Below are 22042 nucleotides of genomic sequence, written 5' to 3'. Positions count from 1 at the left end.
GGTTCTCTCTGTCTGTCGCGGCCCGAGAGGCGCCGCCGATGGGAAATGGCTGCGGGCGGCCGGCTGGACCGCCCGCAGCGCGGCGAGGCCGGAGCTCAGCCCGCCGGATGGGTCTCGGCCGTCTCGCCCTGCCGCCGCGGCTTGCCGCCGATGCGGCTGAACAGGCCCAGCACGAAGACGAAGAACACCGGCACGAAGAAGATCGCCAGCACCGTGGCCGCGACCATGCCGCCGATCACCCCGGTGCCGATGGCGTTCTGGCTGGCGGCCGAGGGTCCGGTGGCGATGGCCAGGGGCAGCACGCCCAGGGTGAAGGCCAGCGAGGTCATCAGGATCGGCCGGAAGCGCAGCCGCGCCGCCGTCACCGCCGCCTCGATCAGGCTTTGCCCCTGCTCGCGCAGGTCCTTGGCGAATTCGACGATCAGGATGGCGTTCTTGGCCGACAGCCCGATGATCGCGATCAGGCCCACCTTGAAATAGATGTCGTTCGGCATGCCCCGCAGCATCACCGCGGCGACACAGCCCAGCACGCCCAGCGGCACCACCAGCATCACCGACAAGGGGATCGACCAGCTTTCGTAAAGCCCCGAGAGCAGCAGGAAGACGAAGACGATGCTCATGGCGTAAAGCAGCATCTCCTGGCTGCCGGCCTGGATCTCCTCGAGCGACTGCCCGGTCCATTCATAGCCGAAGCCCTGCGGCAGTTCGGCGGCCAGCCGCTCCATCTCGGCCATGGCGGCGCCCGAGCTGTGGCCCGGCGCGGCCTGGCCGGCGATGCGGATCGAGGGATAGCCGTTATAGCCCACGACCTGCGACGGCCCCTGTTCCCAGCTGACGCTGGCGAAGGAGGAGAAGGGCACCATGCCGCCGTTCGCGTTGCGCACGGTCAGCGCCAGAATGTCCTCGGCCTGCATGCGGTTGTCATCCTCGGCCTGCATGACCACGCGTTGCATCTTCCCGGCATTCGGGAAGTCGTTGATATAGGCCGAGCCCAGGTATTGCGAGATGGTGGCCGAGATGTCGGCGAAGGTCACGCCGAAGGCATTGGCCTTTTCGCGGTCGATGGTGACGAAGACCTGCGCCGCCGAGGGCAGGCCCTCGATGCGCAGCCCGGTGACGATGCCGCCCTCTTGCGCCTTGGCAATGATCTGCTGGGCTGCGGCCAGCAGCGCCTCCTGACCCTGCCCGCCGCGGTCCTGCAGGCGGAAGCTGAAGCCGCCGGTGGTGCCGAAGCCGGGGATCGGCGGCGGCGACAGCGCGAAGGCCTGCGCGTCCTGATAGCCGAACAGCTGCATGTTCGCGGCATCGGCGATGTCCTGCGCCGATTGCTCGCGCTCGGCCCAGTCCTTGAAGGTGACGAACATCAGCCCCGCGTTCGGCCCCTGGCCCGAGAAGCTGAAGCCGCGGATCGAGACGACGTTCTCGACCGGCTCCATGCCCTGATACATCCGCGTGGCCTGGGCCAGCACCTCGTCGGTGCGGTTCGAGCTGGCGGTGGCCGGGGTCTGCACGTCGGTCAGTACGAAGCCCTGGTCCTCGTTGGGCAGGAAGCTGGTCGGCAGGCGCAGGAAGCCCATGCCGGTGGCGACCACCAGCCCGACATAGAACACCATCATCACCAGCCGCCGCCGCGCCACCAGCCCCACCGCGCGCGCGTAGCGCCCGGTCAGCCGGTCGAAATTGCGATTGAACCAGCCGAAGAAGCCCTTCCTTTCGTGATGGCCGCGGATCGGCTTCAGGAAGGTCGCGCAGAGCGCCGGGGTCAGCGTCAGCGCCAGGAAGGCCGAGAACAGGATCGACACCACCATGGTCAGCGCGAATTGCCGGTAGATGATCCCCGAGGAACCGGGGAAGAAGGCCATCGGCACGAAGACCGCCGCCAGCACCAGGGTGATGCCGACGATGGCGCCCGAGATCTGGCCCATGGCCTTCTGCGTCGCCTCGCGCGGGGGCAGGCCCTCGGTCGCCATGATGCGCTCGACATTCTCGATCACCACGATGGCGTCGTCGACCAGGATGCCGATGGCCAGCACCATGGCGAACATGGTCAGGACGTTGATCGAGAATCCCGCCGCCAGCATGACCGCCACCGTCCCCATCAGCGCGATGGGCACCACGATGGTCGGGATGAGGGTATAGCGGAAATTCTGCAGGAACAGGAACATCACCACGAAGACCAGCGCCACCGCCTCGACCAGGGTGTGCAGCACCTTCTCGATCGAGGCCTCGACGAAGGGGGTGGTGTCATAGGGGATGGCATAGGTCACACCCGGTGGGAAGAAGCGCGACAGCTCCTCCATCTTCTCATGCACCGCTTCCGAGGTGTTCAGCGCGTTGCCGGTGCTGGACAGCTGGATCCCCAGCGCCGCCGCCGGCTTGCCGTCCAGGCGCGAGGCGAAGCTGTAGGTCTCGGCCCCGACCTCGATGCGGGCGACGTCGCGCAAGAGCACCGTCGAGCCGTCGGGATTGGCGCGCAGCACGATGCGGCCGAACTCCTCGGGATCGGCCAGTTGGCCCTTGATCAGCACGGTCGCGGTCAGCTGCTGGCCGATGGGGTTCGGGTCCGCCCCGACCTTGCCGGCCGCGACCTGGGCGTTCTGCGCCCGCACCGCGGCGACGATCTCGGCCGAGGACAGGTTCAGCCCGGTCATCTTGGCCGGATCGACCCAGATGCGCAGCGCGCGTTCGGGCGCAAAGACCTGCGCCCGGCCGACGCCCTCGATCCGCCGCAGCTCGCCGGCGACGTTGCGGTTGATGTAATCGCCCAGCGCGATGTCATCCATCGCCCCGTCTTCCGAGGTCAGCGCCACCATCATCAGGAAACCCGAACCGGCCTCCTCGATCAGCACGCCCTGGTCGACCACGCTTTGCGGCAGGAGCGGCTCGACCCGCGAGACCGCGTTCTGCACGTCCACCTGGGCGCGGGCCACGTCGGTGCCGGGCTCGAAGGTCGCGGTGATCTGCATGGCCCCCGAAGAATCCGAGACGGATTCGTAATAGGCCAGCCCCTCGACGCCGTTCAATTCGTCCTCGATGGGCTGGGCGACGGCCTGGTTGATCTCGCCCGGCGCGGCGCCGGTGTAAGAGGTCGAGATGGTGATCTGCGGCCAGGCCACCTGCGGATATTGCGCCACCGGGATGTTCGGCAGCGCCAAGAGGCCGGCGATGACGATGAAGATCGAGATGACCCATGCCAGCACCGGCCGGCGGATGAAGAACTGTGCCATGCCGCTATTCCCCGGCCTTGGCGTCGCCGGCGGGCAGCGGCGCTTCGGGCGCCTCGGCCGCGGCGGCGGCCCCGGCGGGCACGGGCTTGGCCGCGACCGGCTGCGCCACCACCTTGGCGTCGGGATAAAGCTTCTGCGCCCCGGCCACGACCACCCGCTCGCCGGCCTTCAGCCCGGCCTCGACCAGCCAGCGGTTGCCGCTGGTCTGGCCCAGGGTGACGTCGCGCCGTTCGACCGTATCCTTGTCCTTCAGCACATAGACATAGGCCTGGCCGGACTGGTCGCGCTGCACCGCCATCTGCGGAATGGTCAGCGCATTGTCCCGTATCGCCTGCTCGATCCGCACCCGGACGTAAAGCCCGGGCAGCAGGTCGCCATCGGGGTTGGGAAACTCGGCCCGCAGGGTGATCTGCCCGGTCGAGCTGTCCACGCTGGCTTCCGAGAACAGCAGCTTGCCGGGATGGGCGTATTCGCTGCCGTCGTCGAAGATCAGCCGCACCTCGGCCTGATCGGCCGACATCATCGCCAGCTGCCCCGCTGCCAGCGCCCGGCGCAGCGCGAACAGCTGGGAGGAGGACTGGGTGAAGTCCACATAGACCGGATCGAGCTGCTGGATGGTCGCCATGATGTCGGTCTGGGCGTTGACCAGCGCGCCCTCGGTCACAAGGGCGCGGCCGACCACGCCGGCGATGGGCGCCGTGACCTCGGTATAGCCGCGGTTCAGCTCGGCCTCCTGCAAGGCGGCGCGGGCGATGGCGACATCCGCCTCGGCCTGGGCCAGCGCCGTGGTGGCATTATCCAGATCGACCCCGGCCGTCACCTTGCGCTCGCGCAGGGCGCGGGCGCGCCTTTCCTGGTCAGCGGCATTCAGCGCCGTGGCCTGGGCGCGCGCCAGGGTCGCCCTGGCGCTGGCGACGCGCACGTCATAGGGCGCGGGGTCGATGCGATACAGCACGTCGCCCGCCTCGACCTTGCCGCCCTGCTCGAAGACGCGCTCGACGACGATGCCGCCGACCCGCGGCCGCACCTCGGCGATGCGGGTTGCGGCCACCCGGCCGGGCAGTTCGTTGACGACCGGCAGCGCCTCGGGCGTCAGTTCCTGAACGCTGACCTGCGGCGGCGGCAGCTGCTGCGCCGCCAGAGGAGAGGCCACCATCAGGCAGCAAAGCACCAGCCCGGCGCCGAGGCCGGGAAAAGATCTGTTCGTCATGGGAGGGGTCTTTCCTGGGGGGAGGTCTTTAGGGGTCCGGGTCTCCGTCGGCACCGGGATCGCTTTCCGCGACCACCATCAGTTCATCGAGGATCTCGTTGCGGGTCTCGTCATCGAAACGGTAGAAGCCGAAGAACTCCAGGAAGGCCATGCCATGCAGCGTCAACAGCGCGCGCAGCATCTTGGCCTTGTTGCCCGCCTCGGCGGCTATCTGGTCGACGTCCTCGGCCATGCATTCGCGCATGATCTCGCGGCATTCGGCGTTCTCGCCCATGCTGGCAGAAACCAGCATGGCCATGGCGATCTCTTCCTCGGTCGGCGCGGTGCGGAACTTCTCGATCACCGCGCGCAACCGGGCGTTGGGTTGGCCTTGGTGGCGGGCCAGCATTTCCTGGAAATCGGCGCGGTGCTGGGACATGCGGTGGCGCGTGAAGGCGGCAAGCAGCCCGGCCTTGCTGTCGCAGTCATAGACCACGCTGGACTTGCTGATCCCCGCCTCCCTGGCCACGGCGTCGATGCTCAGCCCGGCAATGCCGGCGCGGCGGGCCACCCGCTCGATGGCCTGCATCAGTTCGTCCCGGTCGATCGAGCGTTTGCGTCCCATGGCGGTCCGGATAATTTCAGCACGACCGTTCGTTTATAATCTGGACCCGGGCCTGTCAACCTGCCGCGGCCGTCTACAATGGCACCGGGCCTGCCACCGCCGGCATGACCCTAGTTTTTCTAATGCCCGATCCATGAACATTCTCCTTTGCGGGCTTCGGGCCTGTGGACTTACCTCATGGCAGGGATACGCCCCGGCCGGGGCGGTTGCAGAGGAATGGAGGCCGCGACATGACACCCCGCATGGTTCTGGAAGGCATTTACACCCCGGTGATCACCCCGTTTCACGCCGATGGCGCGATCGACCACGACGCCCTGGCCGATCTGGTCGAGCGGCTGGTGGCGGCGGGCGTCCACGGGTTGATCTCGGGCGGCTCGACCGGCGAGAACTATGCCGAGACCGTCGAGGAGCGGCTGGAACTGGCCCGCTTCATCACCGAGCGCGCCGATGGCCGGCTGCCGGTCATCGTCGGCACCGGCGCCATGCGCACTCCCGATTCCATCGCGCTGGCGGCGGGCGCGCGCGAGATGGGGGCGGATGCGATCCTGCTGGGCACGCCGCCCTATTCGGTGCCGACCGAGGCCGAGAACGCCGCCAATGCGCTAGAGATCGACCGCGCCGCCGACCTGCCGGTCATCCTCTACAACTATCCCGGCCGCATGGGCGTCAGCATGGGGCGCGCGTTCCTGGACATCGTCAGCCAGTCGAAGAACGTCATCGGCATCAAGGAAAGCTCGGGCGACGTGAACCGCATCCACCTGCTGGCCTGCGACTATCCGAACATCCAGCTGAGCTGCGGCATGGACGACCAGGCGCTGGAATTCTTCGCCTGGGGCGCGCGCAGCTGGATCTGCGCCGGCTCGAACTTCCTGCCCGAGGAGCATGTCGCGCTTTACGAAGCCTGCGCCGTGCGCGGCGATTTCGCCAAGGGCCGCAAGATCATGGCGGCGATGATGCCGCTGATGGCGGTGCTGGAACAGGGCGGCAAGTTCATCCAATGCGTCAAGCACGGGGTCGAGGTCTCGGGCCTGCGCGCCGGTCCGATGCGCCCGCCGCTGCAAGGCTTGAATGCCGAGGAAAAGGCCGAACTGGAAGCCGTGATCGCCACGCTGAAAACCACCGTCGCCGCCATTGTCGAGGGGAAGTGAGATGAGCGACCTGCTGACCACCGAGGAATACAAGGCCATCGCTGCCGGCCTGATCTTCCCGAAGCTGGCCTTCATCGACGGCACCTTCCGCCCGGCAATTTCGGGCAAGACCTTCACCACGACCAACCCGGCCACGGGCGAGGCGGTGGCCGAGATCGCCGCCTGCGGCCCCGAGGACGTGGACGTTGCCGTCGCCGCCGCCCGCGCCGCCTTCGAGGACGGCCGCTGGTCCAAGCTGCATCCCGGCGAGCGCAAGGAAACCCTGCTGCGCCTCGCCGCGCTGATGGAGGAGAATGCCCGCGAACTGGCGGTGCTGGAAAGCCTCGACGCCGGCAAGACCATCTTCGATTGCGAAACCGTGGATGTGCCCGAGACGATCCATGTCATCAAGTGGCATGCCGAGCTGATCGACAAGATCTACGACCAGGTCTCGCCCGCATCCGACAACCACATCGCCATGGTGGTGCGCGAGCCGGTGGGCGTCGTGGGCCTGGTGCTGCCCTGGAACTTCCCGCTGCTGATGCTGGCCTGGAAGATCGGCCCGGCGCTGGCCGCCGGCTGCTCGGTGGTGCTGAAGCCTGCGGGCGAGACCACGCTGACCGCGCTGCGCGTGGCGGAACTGGCCGCCAAGGCCGGGCTGCCGGCCGGGGTGCTGAACATCGTCACCGGCTCGGGCCGCGAGGTGGGCGAGCCGCTGGGCCGGCACGCGGATGTGGACATGGTCAGCTTTACCGGCTCGACCGCGACCGGGCGTCGCTTCCTGAACTATTCCGCCGACAGCAACCTCAAGGAGGTGGTGCTGGAACTGGGCGGCAAGAACCCCTGCATCGTGCTGGACGATGCCGAGGATCTGGACGCGGTGGCGGCGCATGTCGTCAACGGCGCCTTCTGGAACATGGGGCAGAACTGCTCGGCCGGATCGCGTCTGATCGTGCAGCGCGGCATCAGGGACCGGCTGCTGGAAAAGGTCCGGGCCGAGGCGGCCGGCTGGCTGGTCGGCGATCCGCTGGATCCGGCCAACCGCGTCGGCCCGCTGGTCAGCCAGGCGCATTTCGACAAGGTCAGCAGCTATCTGGATGCGGCGAAATCGGAAAACGTGCTGGTCGGCGGCAATGTCGTCAGCCCCGGCTTCATCGAGCCCACGATCGTCGAGACCGAGCGGGATTCGAAGCTGGCGGTCGAGGAGATCTTCGGCCCGATCCTGACGGTGATCGTGGTGGACAGTTTCGAAGAGGCGATCACGGTGGCGAACGACACCGAATACGGGCTGGCGGCCTCGATCTTCTCGGCCAACGGCAAGCGGGCGCTGCGCGGCGCCCGCGCCCTGCGCGCCGGCACGGTGACGGTCAACAGCTTCGGCGAGGGCGACGTGACCACCCCCTTCGGCGGCTACAAGCAATCGGGCTTCGGCGGGCGCGACAACTCGATCCACGCCCATGACCAATATACCCAGCTGAAAACCATCTGGCTGGACCTGACCGACACCGCCGAAGCGGGCCTCGACTGACATGGCCCGGCACCAGGCCGTCCGCACCCCGGTCTTCAACGGCCCGGCCGGGTGGAGCGCCATCCTGCCCCCGGTCGCGCCCCGCGCCCGGCTGGAAGGCAGCACAGGCTGCGATGTCGCCATCGTCGGCGGCGGCTTCGCCGGGCTCTCGGCCGCCCGGCGCCTGCACCAGATCGACCCGGGGCTGGATGTCGTGATCCTGGACGCCGCGCGGATTTCCGAAGGCGGCACCGGGCGCAATTCCGGCTTCATGATCGACCTGCCGCATGAGCTGACCTCATCGGACTATGCCGGCTCGGGCGACAGCCACGACCGGCAGCTGACGCGGCTGAACCGCCATGCCATCGATTTCGCGGCGCAGGCGGTGGCGGAATACGCCATCCCCGAGGGCTGGTTCCAGCGCAGCGGCAAGATCAACGCCGCCGCCTCGGCCGCCGGGCTGGCCGCGAACGAAAGCTATGCCAGGCACCTGCGCGACCTGGGCGAGGCGCATGAGATGCTGGACGCCCGCGCCATGCGCGAGATCACCGGCACCAGCTATTATCGCGGCGGCCTCTACACCCCCGGCACGGCGATGATCCAGCCGGCGGGCTATGTGCAGGGCCTTGCCGCCGGGCTGGAGCGCGGCGGCGTGCGCATCCATGAGAACGCGCCGGTGCTGACCATCGAGACCGCGCCGCAGGGCTGGCGGCTGGCGACGGCGCAGGGCGAGGTGCGGGCGCAAAAGGTCATCATGGCCAATAACGGCCATCTGGAAAGCTTCGGCTTCAAGCGCGGCCGGCTGATGCACATCATGCTGAACGCCTGCATGACCGAGGAGCTGTCGCCCGACGCCCTGCGCGCGCTTGGCGGCCAGGAATGCTGGGGCGCCACCCCCTCGGACCCGATGGGCACCACGGTGCGCCGGATCGGCCCGGCACAGGGCGGCAACCGCATCGTCATCCGGCAGGGCGGCTATTACCGGCCGCAGATGCGCACCAGCGCCGCCGACCTCGCCCGCCTGGTCCGGCAGATGCGGCGGAAATTCGACGCGCGCTTCCCGATGCTCAAGGGGCTGCGCTTCGAATATTGCTGGTCGGGGCATCTGTGCCTGTCCAAGAACGGCGTCTCGGTCATGCGCGAGCTGGAGCCGGGGCTGTTCGCCGCCTGCGTGGACAACGGGCTGGGCACCACCCGCAGCACCCTGACCGGCATCGGCGCGGCCGAGATGCTGTGCGGGCGGTCGAGCATCATCACCGAGTTCTTCACCGCCGAGGCCGAGCCGGGCCGCCTGCCGCCGCATCCTTTCGACACCATCGGCGCCAATGCGTATATGCGCTGGAAAGAGTGGCAGTCCCGGCTAGAATGACGCTCCGTCCAAGGGGAAGCATCGCCGCCATGCCGCCGATCAAGCGCCGATACCTGCCTTCGCTGGGGGCCTTCGCCACCTTCGAGGTCGCGGCCAAGCATCTGAGCTTCACCCTGGCGGCGAAGGAACTGAACGTGACCCAGGGCGCGGTCAGCCAGCAGATCCGCCTGCTGGAGCGCGCGCTGGAGGTGCCGCTGTTCGTGCGCAAGCACAATGCGCTGGAGCTGACGCCCGAGGGGGCGGGGCTGTTCCAGGCGGTGACGGCGGGGCTGGACACGATCAGCGCCGCGGTGTCGATGCTGGCGGGGGACGAGGGGCCGCAGACCGTGACCGTCTCGGCCACCGACGGCATGGCGCTGTTCTGGCTGCAGCCGCTGATCGACAGCTTCCGCACCCAGCATCCGGATATCGGTTTCGTGGTGCTGGCCTCGGATGCCGACGACACCCTGCGCAACTATTCCGAGGTGGACATCGCCATCCTCTGCGGCAACGAACGCTGCGAGGTCGGCGAGGAGCTGCATTTCCTGTTCCAGGAGATCGCGCAGCCGGTCTGCTCGCCCGGTTTCCTGGCCGAGCACGGCCCCTTCGACACCGCCGACGCATTCAACCGGGTGAACCTTCTGCACCTGCACGACCGGCATTGGAGCGCGGACGCCATCGGCTGGCAGCCGCTGGGCTGGGCGGAATGGTTCCGCGCGCAGGGCGCCGAATGGGCCAAGGCGCCGTCGAGCCTGTCCACGAACAAGGTCAGCCTGCTGATGAACGCCGCGCTGCGGGACGAAGGGGTGATGCTGGGCTGGCACCACATGGTGCGCGCCCCGATCGCCGAAGGCCGGCTGGTCTTCGCCCATCCGGCGCCGATCACCGCGGGGCGCGGCAACTTCCTGAATTGCAAGAAGAAGTCTCTCAAGAGACCCGGTGTGGCGGCTTTTGTCGAGCATGTGCTGGCCACGCTGCGGGAACAGGCTGGCTGATCTCTGCGGCCGCGCGCCGTAGATTTTCTAATGCCCAGCCGAAGCAAATTCTCGTTTGCCCGCGCCCCTGTGCCCGGGGATAAATCGTCGCATTCAGGATCGGGGGAATCCTGAGGCAATCGACCCGTAACCCTCTGGAATAACGCGGCCCCTGCCGGGCCGCGCCGGAACAATCCCGCCGTGGCGCGTGTCACGGCGAAGGCCGGGTGATGTCCATGGCCTGGACCAAGGACGACCAATCAGCGGAGGAATCTGAATGCGCAGACTGTTCAAAGCCATCCTTGCCGGCGCCGTGGCGCTGGGGCTCGCCTCGCCGGCGCTGGCGCAGGACAAGGCAATCAGGATAGGCACCCTGTCCTGGGAGGACCTGACGCCGATCACCGGCATCACCAGGAAGGTACTGGAGGACAAGGGGTTCACCGTCGAGGTGACCGAGTTTTCCGAATGGGGCATCGCCTATGCGGCGCTGGCCAAGGGCGACGTGCAGATCCTGGCCTCGCAGACCGATTACGTCGCCCAAGACTACTGGCAGCGCAACAAGAACCGGCTGGAGAAGATCTCGCCGGTGTCGCACGGGCTCTATCAGGGCATCGCCGTGCCGAAATATGTGCCCGTGGATTCGATCGAGCAGCTGAACGACAATGCCGAGAAGTTCGGCGGCAAGATCGTCGGCATCGAGCCGGGATCGGGCCTGATGCGCGAGGCCAGCGATGCGGTATCCGCCTATGGGCTGAACCTCCAGCTGGTCGAGGGCAGCTCCGCCGCCATGACCGCCGCCCTGAAATCGGCGACCGACCGGCAGGAATGGATCGCGGTGACGATCTGGGAACCGTCCTGGATGGTGCAGAAATTCGACACCAAGTTCCTGGCCGATCCCAAGGGCGTCTTCGCCCCGCCGCAGGGCTATTACTGGATCGGCCAGAAGGGCTTCTCGGAAGAAAACCCCGAAGCGCGCGAGGCCATCGCCAGCGTCTACGTGCCGATTGCCGAGGTCACCGCAATCAACACCGCCGTGAACGAGGGCAAGACCATGGACCAGGCCATCGCCGACTGGATCGAGGCCCATGCCGACCTGATCGGGTGCTGGGAAAACATCAAGTCCTACTGATGCCTCCGGCACGGGCGGCCCGATGCGGGCCGCCCGGCAATGGCACGACAAAAGCCGCGACAGGGAAATGGAAATGACGCAAGCAGACACCAGCGACGTCCTGATCGACTGCCGGTCGGTCTGGAAGGTCTTCGGCGACCGCAATGCCGAGGCGATCCGCGCGATCACCGAACGCGGCCTGACCAAGAAGGACATCCTGCAGGAATACAACTGTGTGGTCGGCGTCTCGGACGCCACGCTGCAGGTGCGACGGGGCGAGATCTTCTGCATCATGGGCCTGTCGGGCAGCGGCAAGTCGACGCTGATCCGACTGCTGAACCGGCTGATCGAGCCGAGCCTGGGCCAGGTCCTGGTCAAGGGCCGTGACATCGCCGCCATGGACGCCGCCACCCTGCGCGAGACCCGCGCCCACCATATCGGCATGGTGTTCCAGTCCGTCGCCCTGCTGCCGCAGCGCACGGTGCTGGAGAACGCCGCCTTCGGGCTGGAGGTGCAGGGCGTGCCGAAGGACGAGCGCAACCGTGCCGCCGAGGCCGCGCTGGCCAAGGTCGGCCTGTCGGACTGGAAGGCGCGCTACCCGTCGGAGCTGTCGGGCGGCATGCAGCAGCGGGTGGGCCTGGCCCGGGCGCTGACCTCGGACCCCGAGATCATCCTGATGGACGAACCGTTTTCCGCCCTCGACCCGCTGATCCGCCGGCAATTGCAGGACGAGTTCCGGCAGCTGACCAAGGACCTGGGCAAGTCGGCGGTGTTCATCACCCACGACCTCGACGAGGCGATCCGCATCGGCGACCGCATCGCCATCATGAAGGACGGCGTCATCATCCAGACCGGCACCGCCGAAGAGATCGTGATGAACCCGGCCGACCAGTATGTCGCGGATTTCGTCGCCGGCATCTCGCGGCTGCACCTGGTCAAGGCGCATTCGGTGATGATCCCGGCCGCTGAATGGCAGGGAACCGCGGAGGGTTTGCCGCGCTGCTCGCCCGAGGCCGATATCGACACGCTGATCGGCCAGATCACCGAGACCGGCAGCGATGCCATCGCCGTCGAGGACGCCGGCAAGCTGGTCGGCATCGTCACCATCCGCAACTTGCTGCAGGGCGTGCGGGGCGATGCCGTCGCCGCCGCGGCCTGAGGGGTGGCCATGGAAAACTTCGTGACCGCCTTCGATACGGCCGTTGACAACGCGCTGTTCTGGCTTTCCGACCACGCGGCCTTCGTCTTCGACTTCTTCCGGCTGCTGCTGGAAGGGCTCTATGACGGGGTGCTCTGGCTTCTGATGCTGCCGCCCTTCCACGTCATCGCCGCGCTGGCCGGACTGCTGGCCTGGCGGATGCTGGGCCTTGGCGCCGGCATCGCCACCGCCGTCGCGCTGATCGCCTGCGCCGCCATGGCGCGCTGGCCGGAAACCATGAGCACGCTGGCGCTGGTCATCGCCGCCACCGTCATCGCCCTGGCGATCAGCCTGCCGCTTGGGGTGCTGGCCGGGCTGATGCCGCGCCTCGACCGGGCGCTGACCCCGGTGCTGGACCTGATCCAGACCATGCCGCCCTATATCTACCTGCTGCCGGCCATCGCGCTGCTGGGCTACGGCCCCGCCACGGCGCTGGTCGCCACGGTGATCGTTGCCATGCCGCCGACGATCCGTCTGACCGCGCTCGGCATTCGCCAGACGCCCAACGAGTTCATCGAGCTGGGCCACGCCACCGGCGTGACGCCCATGCAGATGTTCTGGAAGATCCGCCTGCCCTTTGCCGTGCCCTCGATCATGGCCGGCATCAACCAAAGCCTGATGATGGCCTTCGGCATGGTGGTGATCGCGGGCATCGTCGGCTCGGGGGGCCTGGGCGAGACCATCTACGGCGCCATCCGCACGCTGGACATCGCCACCTCGATCAACGCCTCGATCGCCATCGTCGTGCTGACCATGGTGCTGGACCGCGTGACGCAAGCCGCAGCGAGGGTGAAATGACCTTCAATCCCGGAGCCGTGCTGGCCCCCGTCGTCGATTGGCTGAACGCCAATTTCCACCCGTTCTTCGCCCTGGTCACGCAGCTGATCGAGGCGGTGCTGGGCGCCCTCGAGGCCGCCTTCCTGACCCTGCCGCCCGCCGGGCTGATCGCCCTGGTGGTGGCACTGGCCTTCTTCGCGGCCGGGCTGCGGGTGGCGATCCTGGTCGGCTGCTGCCTGGGCTTCTGCTGGCTGATGGGGCTGTGGCAGGCCTCGATGCAGACCATCGCGCTGGTGCTGGTCGCGGTGCTGATCGCGGTCGCCATCGCCTTTCCGCTGGGCATCCTTGCCGCCCGGCGGCCGCGGGTCGAGGCGGCACTGCGCCCGATCCTCGACGTGATGCAGACCGTGCCGCCCTGGGTCTACCTGATCCCGGCGGTGATGATCTTCAGCCTGGGCCGCGTCCCGGCGATCATCGCCACCATCGTCTATGGCATCCCGCCGATGCTGCGCCTGACCACGCTGGCCTTCCGCGGCGTGCCCGCGGACCTGAAGGAGCTGGGCCAGGCCATCGGCGCAAAGCCCCGCACCATCCTGTGGAAGATCGAGTTCCCGGCCGCGAAGCCCACGCTGCTGGTCGGGCTGAACCAGTGCATCCTGCTGTCGCTGGCCATGGTGGTGCTGGCGGGCCTGGTCGGCGCCGGCGGTCTTGGCGCCGAGGTGACGCGCGGCCTGACGCGGATGGAGATGGGCCTCGGCCTGCGCGCCGGCCTCGCCATCGTCGCCGTAGCGCTGCTGATGGACCGGCTGTCGCGCGGCGCCTTGCAGCGCGAACGCCGGAAACGCTGACATGCGCCACCGCTTCTTCTGCATCGACGCGCATACCTGCGGCAACCCGGTCCGGGTCGTGGCGGGCGGCGCGCCGCTCTTGCCGCATCTGCCGATCTTCGAGCGGCGCGATCTGTTCCTGCGCGAGCACGACTGGGTGCGCACCGCGCTGATGTTCGAGCCGCGCGGCCATGACATCATGTCGGGCGCGATCATCTATCCGGCCCATCGCGAGGATTGCGACTTCGCCGCGCTCTTCATCGAGGTCTCGGGCTGCCTGCCGATGTGCGGCGCCGGCACCATCGGCCTTTCCACCGTCGCCATCGAAGAGGGGCTGGTCACGCCGAAGACCTCCGGCCGGCTCGCCATCGAGACCCCGGCCGGCCGGGTCGACGCGGAATACGCCATGGAGGGCGGGCGCGTCGCCTCGGTGCGGCTGTTCAACGTCCCGAGCTTCCTGCACAGCGCCGATATCCGCGTCGATGTCCCCGGCCTTGGCCCGCTGGTGGTGGACATCGCCTATGGCGGCAATTTCTACGCGGTGATCGAGCCGCAGGACAGCTGGCCCGGTCTGACCGGCATGAGCGCCGCCGAGATCGTGACCCACAGCCGGGCGCTGCGCGATGCGCTGGCCGGGTTCGGCGAAACCGTCGTCCATCCCGAGGACGACCGAATCCGCGGCGTCCATCACGCCATCTGGTGCGACGGCCCGGATGGGCCGGATTGCGACGGCCGCGACGCGGTCTTCTATGGCGACAAGGCCATCGACCGCTCGCCCGGCGGCACCGGCACCTCGGCGCGCATGGCGCAGCTTCACGGCAAGGGCCGGCTGGCGGTGGGCGAAAGCTTCCGCAACAAGAGCCTGATCGGCACCGTCTTCGAGGGCCGGGCCGAGCAGGCGGTGACGGTTGGCCCCCATGCCGGCATCCTGCCCAGCATCGGCGGCTGGGCCCGGATCACCGGCCACAACACCATCCTGGTCGATGACGACGACCCGCTGCGGCACGGTTTCCAGATCGCCTGAACCGCCGCTCGGGGAACATCGCGCCGCGGTTCCGGGTTCCGCCTGACAGCGATCCGGCAGGAAGGGGCCGCCGATGGCAGAGCAGATCCCGTTCACCCTGGGCATCGAAGAGGAATACCTGCTGGTCGATGCCGAAAGCGGCGCGCTATGCGAGGCGCCCGAGGCGCTGATGCGGGCCTGCAAGGCCGATCTGGCCGGCCAGGTCGGGCCGGAATTCCTGCGCTGCCAGATCGAGGTCGGCACCCCCGTCGCCGCCGGCCTGGCCGAGGCGCGGGCACATCTGGCGCGGCTGCGCGACGGTATCGCCCGCCATGCCGCCGCATTCGGGCTGGCCCCGATCTCGGTCGCCTGCCATCCGGTCGCGGACTGGCGGGCGCAGGGACGCACCGACAAGGACCGCTACAACCGGATCTCGCGGGAAATGGGCGGCGTCGCCCGGCGCATGCTGATCTGCGGCATGCATGTCCATGTCGGCATCCCCGACCGGGACATGCGCATCGACCTGATGAACCAGTTCTCGTGGTTCCTGCCGCCACTGCTGGCGCTGTCCGCGTCCAGCCCGTTCTGGCTGGGCGAGGACACGATGCTGGCCTCGTATCGTACCACGGTCTTCGCCGGCTATCCGCGCACCGGCCTGCCGCCGCGCCTGGCCGGCTGGGGCGGCTTCGCGCGCTCGGTCTCGGCCCTGACCGAAAGCGGCATCATCGAGGATGCCAGCAAGATCTGGTGGGACCTGCGTCCCTCGGCCCGGTTCCCGACGCTCGCGACGCGGATCTGCGACGCCTGCCCGCGGCTGGACGACACCATCACCCTGGTGGCGCTGGTGCAGGCGACGCTGCGCATGCTGTGGCGGCTGTCGCGCAGGAACCTGCGCTGGCGGCAATACGACAATTTCCTGCTGGCCGAGAACCGCTGGCGCGCCGCCCGCTATGGGCTGACCGAGGGGCTGATCGACTTCGGCACCGGCCGCATCATCCCCTTCGAGGCGCTCGCCGAGGACTGGCTGGCGGCGATCGCCGAGGATGCCGATGCGCTGGACTGCCAGCCCGCCGTGGCCGGCCTGCGCCGGATCATCGCCCGCGGCAACGCGGCCGAGCAGCAGCGGGCGATCTTCGCCAGCGCGCTGGCCGCCGGCGCCAGCCGCGAGGAAGCCTTCCGCGCGGTGGTGATGTGGCTGATCGCCGAGTTCCGCCGCGACCTGTAGGCGCCGGGCCGCCAAGCGCGCGCGGACCGGCAGGGGCGGACTGGCTGGGCGGGGCACGCAGGACGAAGCCGGGAACAACCCGGCCGCCGAGGGGTTCGGTTCCCGACCCCGGGCGAGGGCCGCCAGACGGAAAAGGAGATTCCCATGTCCGCACCCCGCACCAATATCGCCAGGCAGAGGCGCCGCCACCTGGTGCCGATCATCGGCATCGCCGCCGCCGTGCTGATCGCCATCCTGGGCTTCCTGTGGTGGTTCGCCGACGAAACCAGCAATCCCGAGATCCCGGGCGAAATCCCCGGCCCGGCCGACGAGGTGCCCGCCCCGGCACCCGAAACCGGAACCGCGCCCGCCCCGGATCCCGCGCCCGATGCCGGCGCAAGCCCGGCGCAATGAACCGCACCCTGCGCGGCAGGTCCGGGGACCGTCCCGGCGCCTGCCCGCAAGCCCGTTCCGCGCCGGCGGGGACCAGGCGGCCCCGCCCGGCCCCGAGGCTTCCGTCGCCCGCTCCCGCTTCCCGCGCGGATTTTCTGCAGCCCGTCAAGCGGCTGACATATTATCTTCATCAACTCCCCGCATAGGCATCGGGACAGGATGAAGCGACCGACCATGACCGACAGGACCGAAGAAGACCGGGACGGCAAGGCAGCGATTCCGGGCCTGCCCCGGGCCGGCGACCCTTGCGCGCCCGGATGCCCGATCACCACCGAGGCGCTGCAGCTGGACCTCGGCCCCGATGCGGCGGCGGTCCTGGCCGGGTCCGAGCTGCTGCCGGGCGTGCCGCAGCCGATCGCGCGGCGCACCACCTATTTCGACAGCTCCGGCGGCGACCTGGCCGCGGCCGGCTTCACCCTGCGCATCCGCGAACAGGGGGGCGACCGGCAGCAGATCCTTCAGGCGCCCGGCGCGCCGCCGGGACTGTTCGCGCTGCCGGAGTGGCGCCGCGAGGTCGCGGGCGACCGGCCGGTTCTGGACGATTCCATGCCGGTCCCGGCGCTGCTCGGCATCCGCGCGCAGGACCTGGGGCCGATCTTTGCGCTTGCCACGCAGCGCCGGCTCTGGACCCTGGCCTGGGAGGGCGCGACCATCCGGCTGGTGCTGGACCAGGGCGATGTGACGGCCGATGGTCGCCGCGCGGCCCTGTGCAGCCTGGGGCTGGAGCTGCTCGACGGCCCACCGGCGACGCTGTTCTCGCTGGCGCGGCGCCTGGACGCCATCGCGCCGCTGCGCCTCGGCCTGCTGGACGAGGCCGGGCGCGGCTTCCTGCTGCGTGGGCCCTTGCGGCGCATGCACAAGGCCGCCCCGGTCGCCCTGACCCGGGACATGACCGCCGGCGACAGCTTCCGCCGGATCGCCGCCGCCTGCCTGCTCCAGTTCCGGCTGAACGAGCCGCTGATCGACCGCGCCAACCCCGAGGCGGTGCATCAGGCCCGCGTGGCGCTGCGCCGCCTGCGCTCGGCGCTGTCGATCTTCCGGCCGATGCTGCGGGACGAGACCGCCGGCCGGCTGGCCGAGGAATGCCGCTGGCTGGCCGCCACGCTGGGCGAGGCGCGCGACCTGGACGTGCTGCGGGCGCGCGATGAAGCCGTCGCCTTGCTGGCCAGGATCGAGCCGGCGCGCGAGGCGGCCTATGGGCGGGCCCAGGCGGCGCTGGCCTCGCGCCGCGCCCGGCTGCTGATGATCGACCTGGCGGAATACCTGGCCATCGGTCCCTGGCTGGCCCTGCCCGCGGCGGCCGAAAGCCGCGACATGGCGGCGCGGGAATTCGCCGCCGCCGCCTTGGACCGGCTGCGCCGCAAGGTCAGGAAGGGCGGCGCCGACCTGGCCGAACTGCCGGACCCGGCCCGGCACGAGGTGCGCAAGGACGCCAAGAAGCTGCGCTATGCCGCCGAGTTCTTCGCGCCGCTGTTCCCCGAGAAGCGCCGCAGGCGCCGGGCGGCGCGGTTTCTGGACGCGCTCGAAGCGCTGCAGGACCGGATGGGGGCGCTGAACGACCTGGCGACCGCGCCCGCGCTGATCACCCGGCTTGGCCTGCAGGACGATCCGGCCACGGCCGTGCTGGCCGGCCATGCCGACAAGCGGGTGCTGATCGAGGCCGCGGCCGAGGCGCATGACGCCTTCGCCGATGCCAAGCGGTTCTGGCGCTAGGCTTCAGGACCGCTTGCTGGCCTTGCGGCCCTTGCGCCGCGGCGGCGGGACGCCGCCGGCCAGCGCCGCCGGCTGCAGCGTCAGGGCCGGGACCGGATCGGCCGCGCCCGCCCGCACATCGCCGTCGCGCAGCGCCGCAGGAAACTCCAGATGCGTCAGCGCCTCGACCTCGCGCACCGTGGACAGGAATTCCGAGACCCGGGCCAGTTCCTCCTCGTCCTGGAAGGCCTCGGCGCCGATCGCCTCGGGCATGACCTCCAGCACCGGGCGCTGGTCGGCGATCAGCGCGATGGCGCGCAGCGCGGTCCCGTCGTTCCAGACCGCGATCTTCCAGAACCGCATCGGCACCCGGGCGCCGAAGCGATAGACCGGGTCGGCCGCATCGTCGAAGATCGGGCCGGCGAAGACGCTGATCCTTTGCCGCATGGTCACGGCATTGCGCAGCACATAGGTCTCGACCGCGCGCCAGCGCAGCTTGCCCTTGGCGCCTGGCCGGTCGAGCGCGCTCCCTTGGTTGAAGAAACCGACCTGCGGCGCGGCATTGGTATAGAAGAAGGTGTCGCGCTCGGCGGCGCGGGCCTCGGCCTCGCTGCCCCAGGCCGGATCGCCGCGCAGGATGATATGGCCCTTCTGGAACATCCGGGCGATGCGCCCGGCCGAGCTGGGGTCCGGGAAGCCCGGCACCACCTGGTCCGCATAGAAGGGCCGGTTCATCTGCTCCTCGGGCAGGATGCGGCGGTCGGGGCGGAAATCGTCGCTGGCCTCGGCCGATTCGATGCCCAGCTGGGCCAGCGTCGGGTCGGCGATGACGGTCTTGTCGTCGCGATTGACCGCCCGGATCCGGGCGCCGTCGATATTGACGGCGGTGCAGCAGGCCAGCCGGCGGTCGGCATTCATCAGGATCGAGAAATGGTGATAGCGCAGCTCGTGCGGATCGTCGCCCGCGGCCGCCAGCTGGTTTCGGGCCAGCCGCCAGGGCAGCGCATCGGTGCCGGGCAGCGGCACGATATGGCCGGGAATGAAGCCCGGCTCATAGCCGCCGCGGTCGGCGAAATCCTCGCTGCGCCAGGTGCCCGCCTCGGCGCCGCCGGGCGGCGGCACGGGCGCGGCAGCACCGGCCAGCCAGGGCGCGCGCAGGGTGATCTCGATGGGCAAGGTCCAGGTCACCGAGCCGTCGCCATGCCTCGACACCGGCGCAGGGGGCACGGGCGCGTCGGCCACGGGCGGCCCCGCCGGCGACATGGGCCCGGGGCTGCGACCGGCGGCATCCCAGGCGGCCAGCGCCTCCCGGATCGCCGCCGCATCGACCGCTGCCGCCTCTGCCCGGGCGCGCAGATCCCGGACGATGGCGCTGATGCGGATGCCCTCGTTGATCTCGCGCGCCAGGGGCCGGCCGGCGCTGTCCATCACCTCGCGCCAGGGGCCGCCCCAGTGATGCAGGGCGATCGGCTCCCATTCGTTGTTGAACACCGGCGCGCCCGATGAGCCCTGCTCGGTATCGGCGACGTAATGCAGCACCTGCCGGGTCTCGTCGCGGGCGACCAAATGGTTCTCGCGCAGCACCAGTTCCTTGAAGCGGCCGTCGGGATGCTGGATCAGGTTGGCGATCTCGCCCAGCATGTGCTTGTCGGTGGCCTCCGACAGCGGGATGAAGCCGAATTCCGCCAGCGCCCGGCTGCCCTCGCGGCGCGGGCCGACGCCGATCAGCGTATAGTCCAGCCCCTCGATCCCGTCGGTGACGAAGCACCGCTCCGGGTCGAACAGGAAGCCCGAGACCGCCCGCACCCGCCCCAACCGGTCGTGTTCATAGTCGAACTGCACCTGCAGGCGGGCGGCGGCCGCGGGTGTCTCGATGACATGGTGGTTGGTCAGGAACAGGTTCGGCGCCACCAGAAACCCGGTGCCCTGCGGCCCGCCGTTCAGATGGGCGACCCGGCCCACCGCGTCGGCGGCGCGCCGGCCGCGTTCCAGGAAGGCCACGCCCACGAAATCCAGCGTGGTGCCCCGGATCGCCTCGGGCCCCGGCTGCTTGCTGCGGGTGGTGGCGAGGCCGGCGCCGGCCATGTCGATGGCGGCCGACAGCAGCGCCGCCTCGGCCCGGCTGCCGCCGGTCTTGGCCTGCAACCGCTCCAGCCGGCGCGGGATCGTGGTTTCGGCCGCCAGCGGATTGCCCTGGGCGATATGGGCCAGCGAGGCCTCGATTTCCGGCCGGGCCCGCCGCAGCCGCTCGCGCACGACATTCTCGACCTCGGCCTGGACGCGCAGATCGACCATGGCACTCCCTTCCGCTGACGGCATTTGCGAAAAGGTAGCATGAAAGCCGCGATATTTCCGTGACCGTTGGACGAAACGGGAAAAAATCGCGCCGCAGGGCGGGCTCGGCGGGGCTTACCCGGTCCGCAGGCCCGGTTCGAGATGGCGCAGCTTGTCGGGATTGCGGACGATCCAGATGGCGGCGATGCGGCCGTCCCTGATCGCCAGCGCCGTGGTCTGGACCACCCCGCCCAGTTCGACCGAGACGAAGCCGGGCGAGCCGTTGATCCGGCAGAACCGCGGTGCGGGCGCTTGCGGATAGGGCCATTTGCGCGCCAGCCCGGCGAAGAACCCGGCCGCCCGCCGCCGCCCGCGCAGCACGTTGATCGCCGAGGGCACCTTGCCGCCGCCGTCGCTATGCACCTCGATCTCCTCGGCGAAAAGCCGCAGCAAGCCCTCCATGTCGCCCTGCCGGCTGGCCTGCCAGAAGGCGGTGACGATGGGCAGCGCCTCCTCCTGCGCCACCGGCCTCGGCATCTCGGCCCCGGCCAGCCGCCGCCGCGCGCGCGAGACCAGCTGGCGGCAGGCGGCCGGGCTGCGGCCGACCACCGCCGCGATCTCCTCGAAAGCATAGTCGAAGGCATCGCGCAGGATGAAGGCCGCGCGCATCTCGGGCGACAGCGCCTCCAGTGTCAGGACCAGGGCGATGCCCACATCCTCGGTCACCATCCATTGCCGCTCGGCGCCGGGGTCGTCGTCCTGGACCAGCGGCTCGGGCAGCCAGGCACCGACATAGGTCTCGCGCCGCTTCCGCGCCGATTTCAGCTGGTCGAGGCAGAGCCGGGTGACGGCGGCGCCCAGCCAGCGCGGCGGCTGCGCGATCGCCGCCAGATCCTGGCGGGCAAAGCGCAGCCAGGCCTCTTGCAGGATATCCTCGGTATCGGCGACCGAGCCCGTCATGCGATAGGCGAGCCCCGCCAGCCGGCGGCGCTCGTTTTCGAAGATCTCGCTGTGGCGATCAGCGGCCATCGCCCTCGGTCCGTTCGGGATGCAGCGCCCGGAAACCGACCGCGAAGCGGTTCCAGGCATTGATGGTGTTGACGACCAGCGTCAGCTCGACACATTCCACCGCGCTGAACTGCGCGGCAAGGGCGTCGTAATCGCCCTGCGGCGCGCCGCTGGCCTCCAGTCGGGTCAGCGCCTCGGCCCAGGCCAGCGCCGCGCGTTCGCGCGCGTCGAAGGCCGGACTTTCCCGCCAGGCCGCCAGCACGTCCAGCTTCTGCTGCGAAATCCCGGCCGCCCGCGCCTCGGGCGCGTGCATGTCGAGGCAGAAAGCGCAGCCGTTGATCTGCGACACGCGCATCTTCACCAGTTCGCGCAGCGCCAGCGGGATCGAGAGCTGCCGGGACGCCATCTCCAGCGCCAGCATCGCCTTCATCGCCTCGGGGGCGGCCTTGAAATAGTCGAGACGTGGGGTCATGGTCGGTTTCTCCATCATGCTTCCTACAG

General features: G+C 69.4%; 18 protein-coding genes. 12 read left to right on the top strand and 6 right to left on the bottom strand.

Going from position 1 to position 22042, the window contains the following annotated elements:
- Positions 1-95: 95 nt before the first annotated feature.
- The 3 genes from I9P22_RS00180 to I9P22_RS00170 are packed head-to-tail and all read right to left on the bottom strand — an operon-like array spanning position 96 to position 5041.
- Positions 96-3227 (bottom strand): efflux RND transporter permease subunit, encoded by a 3132-nt coding sequence (locus tag I9P22_RS00180; protein WP_199257425.1) that lies wholly within the window; start codon positions 3225-3227, stop codon positions 96-98.
- A 4-nt stretch (positions 3228-3231) separates the two neighbouring features.
- Complete coding sequence (locus I9P22_RS00175; protein WP_199257424.1) at positions 3232-4437, bottom strand: efflux RND transporter periplasmic adaptor subunit; 1206 nt, start codon at positions 4435-4437, stop codon at positions 3232-3234.
- 28 nt (positions 4438-4465) lie between these two features.
- The gene (locus I9P22_RS00170; RefSeq protein WP_199257423.1) at positions 4466-5041 is read right to left on the bottom strand and encodes a TetR/AcrR family transcriptional regulator; all 576 of its coding nucleotides are present in this window, start codon (positions 5039-5041) and stop codon (positions 4466-4468) included.
- 230 nt (positions 5042-5271) lie between these two features.
- Here I9P22_RS00170 and I9P22_RS00165 point away from each other — a divergent pair, with 230 nt between their 5' ends.
- The 12 genes from I9P22_RS00165 (at position 5272) to I9P22_RS00110 (ending at position 18280) form a co-directional block, all read left to right on the top strand.
- Positions 5272-6189 (top strand): dihydrodipicolinate synthase family protein, encoded by a 918-nt coding sequence (locus I9P22_RS00165; protein WP_408635134.1) that lies wholly within the window; start codon positions 5272-5274, stop codon positions 6187-6189.
- A gap of 1 nt (position 6190) precedes the next feature.
- A complete protein-coding gene (locus tag I9P22_RS00160; protein WP_199257422.1) occupies positions 6191-7696 on the top strand; it encodes an aldehyde dehydrogenase in 1506 nt (501 codons plus the stop codon).
- 1 nt (position 7697) lies between these two features.
- Positions 7698-9044, top strand: coding sequence for an NAD(P)/FAD-dependent oxidoreductase (locus I9P22_RS00155; RefSeq protein WP_199257421.1), 1347 nt, complete (start codon positions 7698-7700; stop codon positions 9042-9044).
- Between the two features lie 29 nt (positions 9045-9073).
- Positions 9074-10018 carry a LysR substrate-binding domain-containing protein gene (locus I9P22_RS00150; protein WP_199257420.1) on the top strand — a complete coding sequence of 315 codons (945 nt, stop codon included), beginning with the start codon at positions 9074-9076 and terminating at the stop codon, positions 10016-10018.
- Positions 10019-10274: 256 nt separating this feature from the next.
- Positions 10275-11126, top strand: coding sequence for a glycine betaine ABC transporter substrate-binding protein (locus I9P22_RS00145; protein ID WP_199257419.1), 852 nt, complete (start codon positions 10275-10277; stop codon positions 11124-11126).
- Between the two features lie 73 nt (positions 11127-11199).
- Entirely contained in the window at positions 11200-12264 is a 1065-nt protein-coding gene (locus I9P22_RS00140; protein WP_199257418.1) for a quaternary amine ABC transporter ATP-binding protein, read from the top strand.
- Positions 12265-12273: 9 nt separating this feature from the next.
- Positions 12274-13101 (top strand): ABC transporter permease, encoded by an 828-nt coding sequence (locus I9P22_RS00135; protein ID WP_199257417.1) that lies wholly within the window; start codon positions 12274-12276, stop codon positions 13099-13101.
- Positions 13098-13928 carry an ABC transporter permease gene (locus I9P22_RS00130; protein WP_199257416.1) on the top strand — a complete coding sequence of 277 codons (831 nt, stop codon included), beginning with the start codon at positions 13098-13100 and terminating at the stop codon, positions 13926-13928. The genes I9P22_RS00135 and I9P22_RS00130 overlap by 4 nt, the downstream gene beginning before the upstream one ends.
- Before the next feature lies 1 nt (position 13929).
- On the top strand, positions 13930-14931 hold the full coding sequence (locus I9P22_RS00125; RefSeq protein ID WP_199257415.1) for a 4-hydroxyproline epimerase: 1002 nt from the start codon (positions 13930-13932) through the stop codon (positions 14929-14931).
- A 73-nt stretch (positions 14932-15004) separates the two neighbouring features.
- Entirely contained in the window at positions 15005-16135 is a 1131-nt protein-coding gene (locus I9P22_RS00120) for a carboxylate-amine ligase (RefSeq protein WP_199257414.1), read from the top strand.
- A gap of 144 nt (positions 16136-16279) precedes the next feature.
- On the top strand, positions 16280-16528 hold the full coding sequence (locus I9P22_RS00115) for a hypothetical protein (RefSeq protein WP_199257413.1): 249 nt from the start codon (positions 16280-16282) through the stop codon (positions 16526-16528).
- A gap of 213 nt (positions 16529-16741) precedes the next feature.
- Positions 16742-18280, top strand: a complete 1539-nt coding sequence (locus tag I9P22_RS00110) for a CYTH and CHAD domain-containing protein (RefSeq protein WP_199257412.1) — start codon at positions 16742-16744, stop codon at positions 18278-18280.
- A 3-nt stretch (positions 18281-18283) separates the two neighbouring features.
- On the opposite strand, the gene I9P22_RS00105 is transcribed toward I9P22_RS00110, so the two are convergent.
- From I9P22_RS00105 to I9P22_RS00095, 3 genes are all read right to left on the bottom strand, one after another.
- Positions 18284-20554 (bottom strand): DNA/RNA non-specific endonuclease, encoded by a 2271-nt coding sequence (locus I9P22_RS00105; RefSeq protein WP_199257411.1) that lies wholly within the window; start codon positions 20552-20554, stop codon positions 18284-18286.
- Positions 20555-20668: 114 nt separating this feature from the next.
- Positions 20669-21562, bottom strand: a complete 894-nt coding sequence (locus I9P22_RS00100; RefSeq protein ID WP_199257410.1) for a sigma-70 family RNA polymerase sigma factor — start codon at positions 21560-21562, stop codon at positions 20669-20671.
- On the bottom strand, positions 21552-22028 hold the full coding sequence (locus I9P22_RS00095) for a carboxymuconolactone decarboxylase family protein (RefSeq protein WP_233253099.1): 477 nt from the start codon (positions 22026-22028) through the stop codon (positions 21552-21554). Before I9P22_RS00095 ends, I9P22_RS00100 begins: the two co-directional genes overlap by 11 nt.
- Positions 22029-22042: the final 14 nt, after the last annotated feature.

The organism is Paracoccus binzhouensis (assembly GCF_016446475.1).
GTDB classification, from domain to species: Bacteria; Pseudomonadota; Alphaproteobacteria; order Rhodobacterales; family Rhodobacteraceae; genus Paracoccus; species Paracoccus binzhouensis.
Note: the sequence above shows the minus strand (reverse complement) of the source record. Positions and strands in the feature narration are given on the sequence as shown.

Excerpts from the sequence above, each read along its gene's own strand:
- I9P22_RS00180 (WP_199257425.1), bottom strand. The coding sequence starts at position 3,227 with ATGGCACAGTTCTTCATCCGCCGGCCGGTGCTGGCATGGGTCATCTCG.
- I9P22_RS00175 (WP_199257424.1), bottom strand. The coding sequence starts at position 4,437 with ATGACGAACAGATCTTTTCCCGGCCTCGGCGCCGGGCTGGTGCTTTGC.
- I9P22_RS00170 (WP_199257423.1), bottom strand. The coding sequence starts at position 5,041 with ATGGGACGCAAACGCTCGATCGACCGGGACGAACTGATGCAGGCCATC.
- I9P22_RS00165 (WP_408635134.1), top strand. The coding sequence starts at position 5,272 with ATGACACCCCGCATGGTTCTGGAAGGCATTTACACCCCGGTGATCACC.
- I9P22_RS00160 (WP_199257422.1), top strand. The coding sequence starts at position 6,191 with ATGAGCGACCTGCTGACCACCGAGGAATACAAGGCCATCGCTGCCGGC.
- I9P22_RS00155 (WP_199257421.1), top strand. The coding sequence starts at position 7,698 with ATGGCCCGGCACCAGGCCGTCCGCACCCCGGTCTTCAACGGCCCGGCC.
- I9P22_RS00150 (WP_199257420.1), top strand. The coding sequence starts at position 9,074 with ATGCCGCCGATCAAGCGCCGATACCTGCCTTCGCTGGGGGCCTTCGCC.
- I9P22_RS00145 (WP_199257419.1), top strand. The coding sequence starts at position 10,275 with ATGCGCAGACTGTTCAAAGCCATCCTTGCCGGCGCCGTGGCGCTGGGG.
- I9P22_RS00140 (WP_199257418.1), top strand. The coding sequence starts at position 11,200 with ATGACGCAAGCAGACACCAGCGACGTCCTGATCGACTGCCGGTCGGTC.
- I9P22_RS00135 (WP_199257417.1), top strand. The coding sequence starts at position 12,274 with ATGGAAAACTTCGTGACCGCCTTCGATACGGCCGTTGACAACGCGCTG.
- I9P22_RS00130 (WP_199257416.1), top strand. The coding sequence starts at position 13,098 with ATGACCTTCAATCCCGGAGCCGTGCTGGCCCCCGTCGTCGATTGGCTG.
- I9P22_RS00125 (WP_199257415.1), top strand. The coding sequence starts at position 13,930 with ATGCGCCACCGCTTCTTCTGCATCGACGCGCATACCTGCGGCAACCCG.
- I9P22_RS00120 (WP_199257414.1), top strand. The coding sequence starts at position 15,005 with ATGGCAGAGCAGATCCCGTTCACCCTGGGCATCGAAGAGGAATACCTG.
- I9P22_RS00115 (WP_199257413.1), top strand. The coding sequence starts at position 16,280 with ATGTCCGCACCCCGCACCAATATCGCCAGGCAGAGGCGCCGCCACCTG.
- I9P22_RS00110 (WP_199257412.1), top strand. The coding sequence starts at position 16,742 with ATGACCGACAGGACCGAAGAAGACCGGGACGGCAAGGCAGCGATTCCG.
- I9P22_RS00105 (WP_199257411.1), bottom strand. The coding sequence starts at position 20,554 with ATGGTCGATCTGCGCGTCCAGGCCGAGGTCGAGAATGTCGTGCGCGAG.
- I9P22_RS00100 (WP_199257410.1), bottom strand. The coding sequence starts at position 21,562 with ATGGCCGCTGATCGCCACAGCGAGATCTTCGAAAACGAGCGCCGCCGG.
- I9P22_RS00095 (WP_233253099.1), bottom strand. The coding sequence starts at position 22,028 with ATGGAGAAACCGACCATGACCCCACGTCTCGACTATTTCAAGGCCGCC.